The 14,177-nt window shown below is 59.8% G+C and carries 16 protein-coding genes; all 16 read right to left on the reverse strand.

Going from position 1 to position 14,177, the window contains the following annotated elements:
* Positions 1-42: 42 nt before the first annotated feature.
* Genes pseI through gmd form a run of 16 tightly spaced genes read right to left on the reverse strand, consistent with a single transcriptional unit; the run spans position 43 to position 14,174 of the window.
* Positions 43-1,104 carry a pseudaminic acid synthase gene (gene pseI, locus ACYVH8_RS06810; protein WP_460488122.1) on the reverse strand — a complete coding sequence of 354 codons (1,062 nt, stop codon included), beginning with the start codon at positions 1,102-1,104 and terminating at the stop codon, positions 43-45.
* Between the two features lies 1 nt (position 1,105).
* Entirely contained in the window at positions 1,106-2,398 is a 1,293-nt protein-coding gene (locus ACYVH8_RS06815) for an MBL fold metallo-hydrolase (RefSeq protein WP_460488123.1), read from the reverse strand.
* Between the two features lie 4 nt (positions 2,399-2,402).
* Complete coding sequence (locus ACYVH8_RS06820) at positions 2,403-3,299, reverse strand: class I SAM-dependent methyltransferase (protein ID WP_460488124.1); 897 nt, start codon at positions 3,297-3,299, stop codon at positions 2,403-2,405.
* A gap of 8 nt (positions 3,300-3,307) precedes the next feature.
* On the reverse strand, positions 3,308-4,003 hold the full coding sequence (locus tag ACYVH8_RS06825; protein ID WP_460488125.1) for a WbqC family protein: 696 nt from the start codon (positions 4,001-4,003) through the stop codon (positions 3,308-3,310).
* Between the two features lie 11 nt (positions 4,004-4,014).
* The gene (locus ACYVH8_RS06830; protein ID WP_460488126.1) at positions 4,015-4,560 is read right to left on the reverse strand and encodes a GNAT family N-acetyltransferase; all 546 of its coding nucleotides are present in this window, start codon (positions 4,558-4,560) and stop codon (positions 4,015-4,017) included.
* Positions 4,553-5,587, reverse strand: a complete 1,035-nt coding sequence (gene pseG / locus ACYVH8_RS06835; protein ID WP_460488127.1) for a UDP-2,4-diacetamido-2,4,6-trideoxy-beta-L-altropyranose hydrolase — start codon at positions 5,585-5,587, stop codon at positions 4,553-4,555. The genes ACYVH8_RS06830 and pseG overlap by 8 nt, the downstream gene beginning before the upstream one ends.
* Entirely contained in the window at positions 5,584-6,282 is a 699-nt protein-coding gene (gene pseF, locus ACYVH8_RS06840) for a pseudaminic acid cytidylyltransferase (RefSeq protein ID WP_460488128.1), read from the reverse strand. Before pseF ends, pseG begins: the two co-directional genes overlap by 4 nt.
* A complete protein-coding gene (pseC, locus tag ACYVH8_RS06845) occupies positions 6,279-7,439 on the reverse strand; it encodes a UDP-4-amino-4,6-dideoxy-N-acetyl-beta-L-altrosamine transaminase (RefSeq protein ID WP_460488129.1) in 1,161 nt (386 codons plus the stop codon). Before pseC ends, pseF begins: the two co-directional genes overlap by 4 nt.
* 3 nt (positions 7,440-7,442) lie before the next feature.
* Entirely contained in the window at positions 7,443-8,444 is a 1,002-nt protein-coding gene (gene pseB / locus ACYVH8_RS06850) for a UDP-N-acetylglucosamine 4,6-dehydratase (inverting) (protein ID WP_460488130.1), read from the reverse strand.
* Positions 8,445-8,461: 17 nt separating this feature from the next.
* Entirely contained in the window at positions 8,462-9,571 is a 1,110-nt protein-coding gene (locus ACYVH8_RS06855; RefSeq protein WP_460488131.1) for a DegT/DnrJ/EryC1/StrS family aminotransferase, read from the reverse strand.
* Positions 9,555-9,923 carry a sugar 3,4-ketoisomerase gene (locus ACYVH8_RS06860; RefSeq protein WP_460488132.1) on the reverse strand — a complete coding sequence of 123 codons (369 nt, stop codon included), beginning with the start codon at positions 9,921-9,923 and terminating at the stop codon, positions 9,555-9,557. The genes ACYVH8_RS06855 and ACYVH8_RS06860 overlap by 17 nt, the downstream gene beginning before the upstream one ends.
* 11 nt (positions 9,924-9,934) lie before the next feature.
* Entirely contained in the window at positions 9,935-11,299 is a 1,365-nt protein-coding gene (locus ACYVH8_RS06865) for a UDP-glucose dehydrogenase family protein (RefSeq protein ID WP_460488133.1), read from the reverse strand.
* On the reverse strand, positions 11,296-12,267 hold the full coding sequence (gene fcl / locus ACYVH8_RS06870; protein WP_460488134.1) for a GDP-L-fucose synthase: 972 nt from the start codon (positions 12,265-12,267) through the stop codon (positions 11,296-11,298). The genes ACYVH8_RS06865 and fcl overlap by 4 nt, the downstream gene beginning before the upstream one ends.
* A complete protein-coding gene (locus tag ACYVH8_RS06875; RefSeq protein WP_460488135.1) occupies positions 12,264-12,749 on the reverse strand; it encodes a hypothetical protein in 486 nt (161 codons plus the stop codon). Before ACYVH8_RS06875 ends, fcl begins: the two co-directional genes overlap by 4 nt.
* Complete coding sequence (locus ACYVH8_RS06880) at positions 12,746-13,048, reverse strand: nucleotidyltransferase domain-containing protein (protein WP_460488136.1); 303 nt, start codon at positions 13,046-13,048, stop codon at positions 12,746-12,748. The genes ACYVH8_RS06875 and ACYVH8_RS06880 overlap by 4 nt, the downstream gene beginning before the upstream one ends.
* Before the next feature lies 1 nt (position 13,049).
* Positions 13,050-14,174 carry a GDP-mannose 4,6-dehydratase gene (gmd, locus tag ACYVH8_RS06885; RefSeq protein WP_460488137.1) on the reverse strand — a complete coding sequence of 375 codons (1,125 nt, stop codon included), beginning with the start codon at positions 14,172-14,174 and terminating at the stop codon, positions 13,050-13,052.
* Positions 14,175-14,177: the final 3 nt, after the last annotated feature.

Below are 14,177 nucleotides of genomic sequence, written 5' to 3' on the forward strand. Positions count from 1 at the left end.
GCCTTCAATAGCGGCCCGATCGGTCCCTGCTCGCTCAACCAGCTAGGCAATCAGATCCCACGACAGCGCCGTGCCCCGCTTCACGGCGACTTTCACCTTGCGCCCCAGAACCACATCGAGATATCCGGACGTCAACTCCCCGCCCGGACGGATGGCTTTCACATTGACATGCGTCAGCACGTCGCCAGGTGCCAGGTCCGCAACGACACGGAGTCCGCGACGGTATTTCAGCGACTTCAACTCCGCGGCGGTCGGGCCATACGAGATCGATCCCAGCGATCCCCACGCCCGTTCCGTTTCCTCGACCAGTGCGCGCATTTCGTGGGGCTCAAGAGAAAAAGCTGAATCCACGCCCCCGTCCGCGCGCGCCAGGGTGAAGTGTTTTTCAATCACACTCGCCCCAAGCGCAACACTGGCAACACTGACCCCCACGCCCATCGTGTGATCTGACAGGCCCACCTCACAACCAAACAACTCCCGCATATGCGGAATGGTCCGTATATTTGTATCGTCCGGAGGAGCGGGGTAGGAACTGGTGCATTTCAGCAGCACAAGGTCACGGCAGCCGCTTTCTCTGGCTGCGGCAACCGCATCGCCCAACTCCGAGGCAGTGGCCATGCCGGTCGATATGATCATGGGCTTCCCCGTGGAAGCCACCTTCCGTATGAGCTGGATGTCCGTATTCTCGAAAGACGCGATTTTGTAGCACGGCACGTCCAACGACTCCAGGAAGTCTACAGCGGAGGCGTCAAACGGGCTGCTGAAGGCAATCATTCCCAGCTGAGCCGCACGCTCGAATATGGCCTTATGCCACTCCCAAGGCGTGTGCGCCTCCGCATACAACTTGTAGAGCGTCGTCCCGTGCCATAGATTATTTTTGTCGCCGACAAAAAAATCCCCGCCATCGAGATCAAGCGTCATCGTGTCAGGGGTGTATGTTTGAATCTTCAGCGCGTGCGCACCACTTCGCGCGGCGGCCTCCACGATCTGAAGTGACCGAGGCAACGACTGGTTGTGATTTCCAGACATTTCGGCGATCACAAACGGCGGTGCATCTTGACTGATACGCCGCCCACGCAACTCGAAACCGGTGTTGGCAGCCATGCTAAACCTTCAGAAAATTCAACAGGACATAAATCGACGGGTCATATACGTTCGGCCTGCGCTCATAATCTAAAAATAGCGCTGCATCCGCAATATTCCAGGATATATGCCCGATCAACAACATGATCTGCAGCGTATCCGATCCGGACATTCTGAGATAAGGCTCCTTCAGCGGCTTGCGGATATCCGACTCCACCACATCCTCAGTCGCCAAATCAATTTCAAAACGGCGCTGGCTAGTGTTGAAATCAAGCACCAGGCATGTCGCAGGAAATGTCTGACGCCGCGTCTGCACTTCCCAAAGACGCTTGCGCGCGTGCCGCACGAGGCGATCGATGGATACCGATGGACCAAAAGTGACTCGCTCATGGTCATAGGTGTAGTGCGAAAGATGTTCGGCGATATGACGCTCGCGCTCTTCTTCCGTGTATTCTTTGTAAGGCATGTCCGGTTTTTTTGTCTGGTCACCCAAATCAAAAGATTGGCCCGAATTCAGCAACAGCAAGCGCTCGCCCAATCCCGCCTCCCGCACCTGCTTGCCCACAACCCCGGGACACGAGCCGTGGGAAATGAATCGATTCAAATGAGCGCGCGAACCGCCGACAACATACTGGTCCGCGAACGGCACCACATATTTCGGATTGATCTGCCTGGTGCTTTCGATGAACCCGGCGATCCGCCGTTCAAGAATTCGCTCTCTTTCCGAGATTTTTTCACCTTCAGACAAATTGCTGTAGCAACTGGGATAGCCTGAACCGCCGGAGTAAGGCAACAAGGCAAGATCGATCTTCGGGTAATTCTTTCTCAGGTAATCGATGCCGTCAGGATGAGGCTGGCAATCGTTCGCGTTAAAGATGACATGATCGCCCCATCGAATGACGATGGATGAATCCACCAGATAGGCCATTTCATTCGCCAGATCCGCCTCAATCATGTCGACAAACAGATCTTCCGAGAGGCGCAGACCTTTGCGCGGAGGGACCAGATGCACCTTCGAGAAATTAAACTCGTGCGAGCTCAGGAAGTTGGCGACAAAATTTGGCCGTCGGTCCATGATGATGATTTCCGCATCACGATTAATGTGCCGAATGGTCCCCGCCGAGCAATGGTCCTCATGAATATGCGAGATGTACACATAGTCAAAGCGACCGAGATCTTTTATGTCAGCCGAGACCGGGGGCCAATGAAACCATGATCCATGGAATATGCCGTCATCCAGCCAAGGATCAAAAAGCATCCGCTTGCCGCGATGCTCCAGGATTGCTGTCGCACCACCCAGATTAATAAACTTCATAGCTTTACGCGCCCTTCAATGCATAGGCGATAACTTGCCTGCCCAGATCGACGTCGGCCAACGCCTTGTAAAAAGATCTCAGCGCTTTGCCCCGCCCCTGCTTGCGCATGTTCATCTCGAACGCCATGCGCCGCTCGTGACAATACCGTCCCAGCTGCCTGTCAGACACGTAGTTCTCGCCCATCAGCAGGAACAGCTCCATCGGGAACGAAGCCTCGACATGCGGCACCTCGAAGCCCGACCCTCGCAGCAATGCAGCCAACGATGAAGAACTGAAATAGTTCAGATGAGCCGGAGGAGCCACCCACCATTGCGAAAGACAGTGCAGCTCCTGGGCCGCCATCTGGAATGCATTGAACTCGTTCGGGACCTCCACGACCAGCATCCCGCCTTTCTCAAGAACGGAGCCGCAGATATCCTCGACCACCTTGACCGGATCTGACAGGTGTTCGAGAACGTTCATGAGCAGCACCACATCGAAGCGCCGCCCCTCGAACACGTCCATCCTTTCCATCCCCGCTCGCACGCATTCCAGACCTATCGACTGGACGTAAGACACGGCTTCCGGCGCGGGATCAAAGCCAGAACAACGCGCCCCCTTCGAGGCCAGGTACTTCATCGTCTGCCCCCAGCCACAACCGATATCAAGAATGCTCAAACCACTCAGCGGGCGCCCGAGGAGTCGCTCGATATTGGTTGCGATGTCTTCACGGTGTGCATCGTGAAATTCCCGGTCGGCCTCCTGAACCTCCAATGCAGAGTTATTGAAGGCCTTGTACTTCGAGCTGTAAAACTCCTCAGCATAGAAACGGGTGATCTCCTCCTGCGTCGGCGTTGGCTTCACCTGGAGGAACCCAAACTTCGGGTGTCGCTCCAAATTTGTCTTTTGAGTGTCGGTCATGATTCCCTCTAAAGAATTCGAACGGATTCGGTCGTCGGATGAATATAGCTTTTTGTTTCGCCCCAGCCCAGATGCGCCACCACATCAAGAATGGACAAATGGCTGACAAACTCTTCGGTGTCGCGCTGCATGTACTTGGCCGGGTGGAAATCATGGACAAGCAGCCTGATCTTCGTGTGCTCCACAAACGCGTCCTCGTGGAGGTACCCCAACGCTCCAGGAGGAGTGACATATTCGGTCGCTCCGAGCTTCTCCAGCATGGCAATCAGGCGGTCCGTCCGCGTGCCGGGCACCCCCAGCTGGCTGCTCCGCATCGTTGGCGTCGTAATTCCAAGCCTTTGACGAAACCACTCCAGCAACGCGATGTTCAGATCCGCGAGACAGGCATGCGAAGCGACACCCAACAGTTCCGCCACCTCGAGCATCTCGCGCGCATAAGCATGACGGGCATACGAATTGGACAGCAGTGCAACATGCTTCCGGCGCCAGGGAGTGGCGTCATCCACCGCAACATGATTGATCTGCGCCCCGAGAAACCCCCTGACAACGGGCACCGTCAGCCAAGTCGGAGCCCCTTTCACTAACACCCGATTCCGATTCTGCCAAGAGGACCTCTCATACTGCGCATCATCCAGGTAGATAAAAGCATCTACTTGCGTCATCAGATTCAGATACCCCGCCCACGGCACGTACGTCGGCTGCATGATCGCGAACCTCAAGGTTGCCACCCTTCGCCGGACATGCCACGCCACTCGGTCACCAACAATGACCAGCGACGTTGACTCACATAGACGCCGTCCACCAAGAGGGCCTCGCGCTCGACACCTTCAAGCACAAATCCATGCTTTTGATATAGCGCCTCAGCCCTCACATTTTCAGGGAACGTATGCAACCAGACGCGATGCAGTCCATATTTTTCGTACGCAGCTTTCAGCACGGCAAGAAACGCTTTCTCTCCGAGCCCCAAACCGCGAGCACGGGGCTCGCCGATATAAATCTGAAAATATCCAGACCGGTGCCGCTGATTGATCTTGAGCAGAACATTTCCAACGTGGTGCCCGGTCGGCTCACGGATCGCCCAGATCTGGGTGTCAATCGCCGCTTTCACCCAACTCCGATGCGAGTCGAGACTGACCTCCTGCCGCAATCCAAACGTGGCCCGCAAATCAGCGGAGTTCAGCCAGCCGACGGTTTTTTCGTCATACTCAGACGTATAGGGAGTCAAGACCTCCGAGACCAGTACCGATTGCCGCTCAGTCATCGCCGACACCTTCTGAAAACAACTTCTGAACAATTCGTTGCGCACCCAGCCCATCTACCGAGGACAACCCCAGAGCACGCGTAGCTGCCAGCGATGCCTTGTCCTGCAAGAAATCTTTGAAAAGCCGTACGAACTTTGGCTCATCAAACTCCCAAGCCGCCCCCAGATACCTGCAAAACCCTTGGCGCTCCAAGTCACGCAGTATTGGAATCTGGTTGCTCGCAGTCGCAACGAGACCAGATGGCAAACCGATGCAAGCGCGCTCCCAGGTCGCTGTCCCCGGGGAACCGACAGCCATGTCGCACTGCGAGTACTCCCAAGCCATGTCATCGACGTGCCGTTTCCATTTCAGCCGTGGACCATAGAACTCGACCAGCCGGGCCATGGCCTCCTCATCACCCAACCCCACCGCCGATACACTTAATGATGGCGCCGCTTCAAGCATTGCGCTGACATATGTAGGCAGCCATCTCGCGGGTGACCCGCCACCGAAGAAGACATGGGCTCGGCAAGCCTCAGGCCACACCGGAGCAGCGTCGTGATACTCGGCATACGAGGGCTTCAAAATCGCGTACTGGGTTCCCAACAACATCTCTGCCCGGCGCCCCATCAATCCTGCGTAATCCCCGGCCCGACGCCCGAGGCCGGGATCCACGAGCAAGTCACAGTCATGAGGGCGGTCCGCCAGATCATCCAGCGCCAATATACGCTTGGCCTTGGCACGAGCGATCCGCTCCCACCCAGCGTCAAGACCATAGTGATCAACCACGAACCAGTCGGTGGCCTGTAGCATTTTCTGCACGACTGCTTCGGCATCCGTCTCTGGAGCGCTCGCCTCGTCCACATCCAAAGAGAACACCTCATGGATCGTATTGTTAAGTATGCGCTCTGCGTACTTGTTGACGTGGCACAAGAAAAAGGCGCACCTTCCCCCACGAGCAGCAATCGCATCGGCCAACACCAGACACCGCACCAAATGTCCCGCCCCCAGGGCCTCCGATGCGTCTACGCGAAAATGAACCTTCATTTTCCGGACATCGCAGCCAAGGCCGCATGCAAGGCCTCGGCCAGCTCCCAATCCTCGGCTGTATCAATATCCACGACACGCGATCGAGGCAACACGACTGCGGCTGAGTTCTGAAGCATAGGGAAACGACCTTCAAGAAACGCCGCCGCAGTACCCCAGCAAAATTGTCCGGCATCATGGAAGGCCGGCTCCATGTCTTGGGAGCGGGTGAGGGCGTATTCAGCGAAGAACATAGACACATGCCCCGTCGCGCTCATTCTCAGGGCCCGCTGTATCGGGTGGCCAAAATTCGCCACGCCCAAACAAAACGGACTTTCAGTCTGAACGATGCGCTCATATGCCTGCGACAACGACTCAGGCAAAAGTAGCGGCGCAGTGGGATAGATGCAGCAGACGTAGTCTGGAGTCCGCCCTTGATCAGCGTACCAGTTGATGGCATGAGCCACCACAGGCAAGGTTCCTGTGTGGTCATCGGCCAGCTCTGCTGGCCGCATGAACGGCACACTCGCCCCCCAATGCCTGGCGACATCGGCAATCTCGGCATCATCGGTGGACACGGCAACCTCGTCAAAACAGCCGCTCTGCAATGCCGCCTCAATCGACCACACAATCATGGGCTTGCCGCGAAAGAGCTTGATATTCTTCCGTGGGATGCGTTTGCTGCCCCCTCGGGCAGGAATGACCGCCAACCTCATGCCTGCAAAGCCTTACGAAGAGCCGCAACGACCTGATCCTGCTGGGCATCAGTCAAGCCGGAATACAAGGGCAAACTGATGGCCTCGGCGTAATAGCGGTCAGCCTCCGGGAATTGCCCCGTTGCAGTCCCCAGGTCTCGGTAATAGGGTTGCGTGTGCACAGGGATGTAATGCAGATTCACGCCGATGCCCTGCTCGCGCAATGACTCGAAAGTCTGCCGATGGCCACGACTGACCTTGCCCAGTTGCAGGCGGATGACATACAGGTGCAGGCCGGAATAGCCATCCGGATGCTGCCATGGTGGCGTAACGGGCAAACCATCCAGCAAGCGGTCGTACCGACGTGCCAGTGCATGTCTGCGCTCGATATAGCTGTCCAGGCGCGTCATCTGGCTCACGCCCAGGGCAGCCTGGATGTCCGTCATGCGGTAGTTGAAGCCCAGGTCCACCTGCTGGTAGTACCAGGGGCCATCAGGCACGTGCGTCATCAGCGCGGGATCGCGTGTGATGCCGTGGCTGCGCAGCAAGGCCATCCGGCCCGCCAGCTGCTCATCGTTGGTCATGGCCATGCCGCCTTCGGCGGTGGTGATGATCTTCACCGGATGGAAGCTGAAGACAGTGATGTCGCTGTAACGGCAGTTCCCCACCGGTTCGCCCTTGTACTTCCCGCCTATGGCGTGCGATGCATCCTCGATGACCTTGAAGCCGTATTTCCCGGCCAGTGCGTGGATGCGCTCCATGTCGCAAGGCTGTCCGCAGAGATGCACGGGAACGACGACCTTGGGCAGGCGGCCCGTGCGCTGCGCCTCTGTCAGCTTGCGCTCCAGGGCCTCCGGGCACAGGTTGTAGGTTCGGGGATCGATGTCGACGAAATCGACCTGGGCGCCACAGTACAGGCCGCAATTGGCCGACGCCACGAAGGTGATGGGCGAGGTCCAAAGCCAGTCCCCGGGGCCCAGACCCAGGGCCAGGCAGGCAATGTGCAGAGCCGAAGTAGCGCTGTTCACGGCGAGCCCATGGCGAGCACCACAGTAGCCGGCCACCGCCGCCTCGAAGCGCGGAACCATGGGGCCCTGCGTCAGGAAATCTGATTTCAGAACATCAACAACGGCATCGATATCCGCCTGCGTGATGTCTTGACGCCCGTATGGAATCACAGCTTATGCCTCTGCCATCTGGTTAAATTTAGCGATTTCTGCAGCAGAAAGAAAAACCGGATTGGTGCCCGAGTTGTACTCGAAGCCCTGCGGCACTGGCCGCCCCTTTTCCCCCAGTCCATTGGTCGAAAAATCATTCGACCGCGAAGCGAATGAAATGGTCGGACTGATCACATAGTGGTCTTCAAACTCATGGGTAAGGTGCGAATCGTCGGCCGGGCACATCACTTCGTGGAGCTTTTCGCCGGGTCGGATGCCGATCACCTGATGCGGCATGTCCGGCGCCATGGCCTTGGCAAGATCGACGATGCGCACCGACGGGATCTTGGGCACAAAGATCTCGCCGCCATGCATGCGCTCGAAGTTCTTGAGGACGAAATCGACGCCCTGCTGCAGGCTGATCCAGAAACGGGTCATGCGCACATCGGTGATGGGCAGGTCGGCAGCTCTCTGTGCGATCAATTTGCTGAAGAACGGCACCACCGAGCCACGCGATCCGACGACATTGCCATAACGCACGACGGAAAATTTGGTCTTGTGCCCTCCGGCCATATTGTTGGCGGCGACAAAAAGTTTGTCCGAAGCCAGCTTGGTTGCGCCATAGAGGTTGATCGGGTTGGCCGCCTTGTCGGTCGACAGGGCAATGACCTTGTCCACCTCGTTCTCGAGAGCGGCGTGAATCACGTTCTCTGCCCCGTGGATATTGGTCTTGATGCACTCCATGGGGTTGTATTCGGCAGCAGGCACCTGCTTCAGCGCTGCGGCATGAATCACGTAGTCCACGCCGCGCATGGCCTGGACCAGGCGCTGCTGGTCTCGCACATCACCGATGAAATAGCGCATGCAGGGCGCATTGAAGTCCTGCTGCATTTCGTACTGCTTCAGCTCATCACGCGAGAACACGATCAGCCTGCGCGGCTTGTAATTCGCCAGCAGGGTCTTCACATACTTCTTGCCGAATGAGCCCGTACCGCCGGTGATCAGTATGGATTTGTCGTTGAACATGGTTCCTTGCGCCTCGGTTATTTGAATTTTCGGACGATTTCCGACACGAACTCCACGTCTTGCGTGGTGTGGCCCGCTGAAATCGGCAGGCTCAATTCGGTCGCATGCAGCTCGTCTGCGATCGGACAGTCACCATGAAGAATACCTTTCATGGCCTCCTGCCGGTGCGGGGGTATGGGATAGTGGATCTCGGTCTTCACGCCATGGTCCAGCAGATGCTGACGCAAGGCATCGCGCCTGGGATGCCGGATGCCGTAGATGTGGAACACGTCGAACTCGTCCGGCCTCCGCGGCGGCTTGGCCACGCCTGCGGGCAGGCGAGCAAAGTAGACCTCGGACAGCGCCCGTTTGTGCGCCGTCATTTCGTCGAGATGGCGCAACTTGACGCGCAGCAGCGCAGCCTGCAGCTCATCCAGTCGGGAGTTCACCCCGACATAACGGTTCACGTATTTTTGCCTGGAGCCATAGTTGCGCGTATGGCGCAGGCGATCGGCCAGGGCATCGTCGTTGGTGACGATGGCGCCGGCATCGCCAAAAGCCCCGAGGTTCTTGGTCGGGTAGAAGCTGAAGCAGCCTGCATCGCCGAAAGTGCCGGTCATCTGCGCGCCCAGCCGGGCGCCATGTGACTGGGCGCAGTCCTCCACCACCCGCAGGCCGTGTTCCCGGGCGAAGGCGCCGATGGCATCCATGCGGCAAGTCTTGCCAAACAGGTGCGTGACGCAGAGGGCACGGGTATTGGAGGTGATGGCCTGCGGCAGCAGGGCGGCGTCCATGTTGAAGGTTTCAAGCTCAGGTTCCACCAGCACCGGCTTGTGCCCCGCCCGAACGATGGCGAGGATGGTGGCGATGTAGGTGTTGGAAGCCACCAGGATGTCGCTGCCCCTGGGCAGGTCCAGGGCCTCGATGGAGAGGATGAGCGCATCCAGTCCGTTGGCCACGCCGATGCAGTGCCTGGCGCCGACATAGGCGGCGAACTCGGCTTCGAAGGCGCTGACTTCCTGCCCCAGCACGTACCAGCCGCCGCGGATCACGCGCGCGGCCGCCGCCTCCAGCTCCGCCATACAGGGCTGGTTGGAGCGGGCCAGGCTTTCGTATTCGATCATCTGCGGCTCAGGCATAGGGCTCATCGATGTATTCGCTGCGGTCGTAGGGATGCGAGGACATGACCAGCAGCACCGCACCGGGGCCGAAGGTCATGGTGTGCCAATCCTTGGGCTCCACCAGCAGGCACTGCCCGGGCCGCTGCAGCACGACGTTGTCACTGGCGACACCATCGTTCATATAGATTGTGACCTCGCCATTCAGCGCCACCAGCGCCTGCCGGGTGTGGCGATGGCGGTGACCGCCACGGGTCTGGCCGTCGGCGCCGTAGATCCAATAGGTGCGCACGGCGGCAAAAGGCAGGGCCTTTTCGAGCACAGTCAGCGACCCCCGCGGGTCGGTGAATGTGGGCAGATCCAAGAGGGTGAAATGAGACATGTCTTCCAAGCTCAGGCCCGGCGGCCGATGCCTTCGTACTGAAAGCCGGCTTCACGCACATCGGCCGGTTCATAAAGATTGCGTCCGTCAAAAATGACCGGCTCGCGCAAAGCCGCCTTGATGGCTGCGAAGTCCGGGCTTCGGTAGGCCTTCCATTCGGTGGCGATCACCAGGGCATCCGCCCCCTGCAATGCCTGCATGGGCTGCTCATGGAAGGTCACGGCCGCCAGATGCGCGGCCGGCAGATCCAGTGCCAGGCAGCGCCGGGCCTCATGCATGGCCACGGGATCATTGGCCTGCACGCGTGCGCCACGGCGCACCAGTTCCGCAATGATCACGCGGCTCGGTGCGGCGCGCATATCGTCGGTGTTGGGCTTGAAGGCCAGGCCCCACAGAGCAAAGGTCCGGCCTCGGAGGTCATCGCCAAAACGGGCCAGGATCTTGCCGACCAGCACCTGCTTCTGCCGATGGTTGGCCGATTCCACGGCCTGCAGTATCTCCAGCCCCTGGCCGTACTCGCCAGCCGTGCGCACCAGGGCCTGCACATCCTTGGGGAAACAGCTGCCACCGTAACCGGTCCCGGCGTACAGGAAGCTGTAGCCGATGCGCGGGTCCGAGCCTATGCCCTTGCGCACCTGCTCGATGTCCACCCCCACCCGGTCCGCCAGATTGGCCAGCTCGTTCATGAAGCTGATGCGCGTGGCCAGCATGGCGTTGGCGGCATATTTCGTGAACTCGGCGCTCTTGACGTCCATGGTCAGGATACGGTCGTGGTTGCGCGTAAAAGGCGTGTAGAGCCGCACCATGAGTTCACGCGCGCGTCGGCCGTCCGGCTTGGCGTCATCCGCACCGATCACGATGCGGTCCGGCCGCATGAAGTCCTCCACCGCGGCGCCTTCCTTGAGGAACTCGGGGTTGGACACCACGGCGAATCTGGGCGACTCGCGCAGGCTCCTGTCCGCCAGCTCCCGTGCGATGGCTGCGTGCACCTTCTCTGCCGTGCCCACCGGCACGGTGGATTTGTCCACCACCACCTTGAAGCCCGTCATGTGCCGCCCGATATTGCGTGCTGCCGCCAGCACGTACTGCAGGTCGGCGCTGCCGTCCTCATCGGGCGGGGTGCCGACGGCGATGAACTGGATGTCGCCATGCGCGACGCTGGCGGCCACATCTGTGGAAAAGATCAGGCGGCCGGCGGCGCGGTTGCGATCGACCAGCTCCTTGAGACCGGGCTCATGAATCGGAATCTCACCCCGGTTCAGCAGGTCGATCTTGGCCTGGTCAACATCCAGGCAGAACACCGTGTTGCCGAGTTCGGCAAGACAGGTGCCCGTGACCAGCCCCACATAGCCGGTACCGATGACGGTGATCTTCATGCCTGCCTGACCTTCTGTGTTGTCATGTCCTGGTAGGCACGGCGCAGGCCTTCTTCCAGCCCGACCGTGGGCCGCCAGCCCATGGCCTTGAGCCGGGTCGAGTCCATCAGCTTGCGTGGCGCGCCATCGGGCTTGCTGGCGTCGAAAGTGATGCGCCCCGGATAACCCGTCACACGCGCGACCGTGGTCGCCAGCTCGGCGATGGTGACATCGGAGCCGTAGCCCACATTGATGTGGCTGAGCTGCGAGCGCACCTGCGCCGCGTAAGCCTGCGGCTCCAGATTCATCACGAAGACGCTGGCAGCGGCCATGTCGTCCACGTAGAGAAATTCGCGGCGCGGCGTGCCGGAGCCCCAGATGGCCACTTCGGGCGCGTTCGCCGCCTTGGCCTCGTGAAAACGGCGCAGCAGCGCCGGGATGACGTGGCTGTTTTCCGGGTGGTAGTTGTCACCCGGACCGTACAGATTGGTGGGCATGACGCTGCGGTAGTCGCGCCCGTACTGGCGGTTGTAGCTCTCGCACAACTTGATGCCGGCGATCTTGGCCACCGCATAGGGTTCGTTGGTGGGCTCCAGGGCGCCGGTGAGCAGGGCGTCTTCGGCCATGGGCTGCGGCGCCAGCTTGGGATAGATGCAGCTGGAGCCAAGGAACAGCAGCTTCTGCACGTCATGCACATGGGCGGCATGGATCACGTTGGCCTGCATCATCAGGTTTTCATAGATGAACTCGGCCGGGTAGGTGTTGTTGGCATGGATGCCGCCCACCTTGGCGGCGGCGAGGTACACCTGATCGGGTTTCTCGCGGCCAAAGAACTCATTGACGGCGCGCTGATCGGTCAGATCCAGCTCGGCATGGGTACGCGTGATGATGTGTTGCGCGTCCACGCCCTGGGCCTGCAGGCCACGCACGATGGCGCTGCCCACCATGCCGCGGTGGCCGGCCACGTAGATCTTGTGGTGGCTGCTCAAGAAAATCGCTCCTGTAGCCGACGCTGCAGGCCGGCCATGATGTCTGACAGCTCCCGCGCGGCACGCAAGGCCGCCTGCAGGCGAAATGCGCGCTGCGCCGGGTCTTCAGTGTAATCATGCGTAAACTGGTTGCGTATCTGCCGCAGCGTGCCCCAGGCCTGAGTGCTGGGCAACCAGCCGAGTTGCTCCAGGCGTGCAAAGCGGTCCAGCGCCGGCATGACGGCAACGTCTTCACCCAGGGCCTGCAGGATGCTCGGCATGAGACGGGCACCCATGTCGTCTTGCAACCGGGTGTAGCGATAGGCAAACTGGTCCAGCAGGCGCCGCCCGTTCTTGTCCAGCGGCTCCAAACCAGACATGACTGACGGTTGTTCTGCCAGATCGTCCAGTGCCTCCTTCAAGGCCTGCATATGGCCCAGGCATACGGCTTGCGCCTGCCGCAAGGCCAGTATCTCTGGAACGGGTTTCTGGGGCTCGCTCATTGAAGCTGTACTCCGGTCTGATGGGCGATGGTCACGATGGGCCGATGATCTTCCGGGGTTTCAACCACCAGATCAATCTTGCGCTCACCCAGACGCTGCTCCAGCAGGGTGAGCATGCGGATTTTGCAGCCAAAGACCTGCCCCATGTCCATCGGGCCGGGGCGCACCAGCAGATCAATGTCACCACCCCGCCGGGCTTCATCCACCCGGGAGCCAAACAGCCAGACCGCCACGCCGGGGCCAAAGGCCTCAGTGGCGGCGCTACGGATGGCCGCTTGCTGCTCAGGGGTGAGGCGCATGCTATTTTTCCTTGCTCACCTGTACGGTGTAACCATGGTGCTGCAGCAGGGCATGCTGGCGCGCCTGCTCCAGATCGTGGGTCACCATCTCCTGCACCATCTCGTCCAGCGTGATCTGCGGGATCCAGCCCAGGTCTTTCTTGGCCAGGCTGGGGTCGCCCAGCAGGGTTTCGACTTCGGCCGGGCGGAAGTAATGCGGGTCAACCCGCACGATGACGTCGCCCACCTTCAGACCCGGCGCCTTGTCGCCCTCGATGGCGGCCACGACCGCTTTCTCATCAATGCCCTGGCCTTCAAAGCGCAAGGTCAGGCCCAGCTGGGCGGCCGATTTCTCGATGAACTGGCGCACGCTGTACTGCACGCCGGTGGCGATGACGTAGTCCTTGGGGGCATCCTGCTGCAGCATCATCCACTGCATGCGCACATAGTCCTTGGCGTGGCCCCAGTCGCGCAGGGCGTCCATATTGCCCATATAGAGGCATTTGTCGAGGCCCTGGGCGATGTTGCACAGGCCGCGCGTGATCTTGCGGGTGACAAATGTCTCGCCGCGGCGCGGGCTCTCATGGTTGAACAGGATGCCGTTGCAGGCGTACAGGCCATAGGCCTCGCGGTAGTTCACCGTGATCCAGTAGGCGTAGAGCTTGGCCACGCCGTAGGGGCTGCGCGGATAGAACGGCGTGCTTTCCTTCTGCGGGGTTTCCTGCACCAGACCGTAAAGCTCGGAGGTGCTGGCCTGATAGAAACGGGTCTTTTTCTCCAGGCCAAGTATGCGGATGGCCTCCAGGAGCCGCAGGGAACCAATGGCGTCCACGTCGGCGGTGTACTCAGGGCTCTCGAAACTCACGGCGACATGGCTTTGCGCCCCCAGGTTGTAGACCTCGTCGGGCTGAACCTGCTGCATGATGCGCACCAGATTGCTGGTGTCGGTCAGGTCACCGTAGTGAAGGACGAAGTTGCGATGGTCAACATGAGGGTCCTGGTACAGATGGTCCACCCGTGCCGTGTTGAACTGGCTGGCACGGCGCTTGATGCCATGAACGATATAGCCCTTGCCCAGCAGGAACTCGGCCAGATAGGAGCCGTCCTGGCCGGTGATGCCGGTGATGAGTGCAATTTTCTGCGTCATGTC

It is taken from the genome of Curvibacter fontanus, from assembly GCF_054780335.1.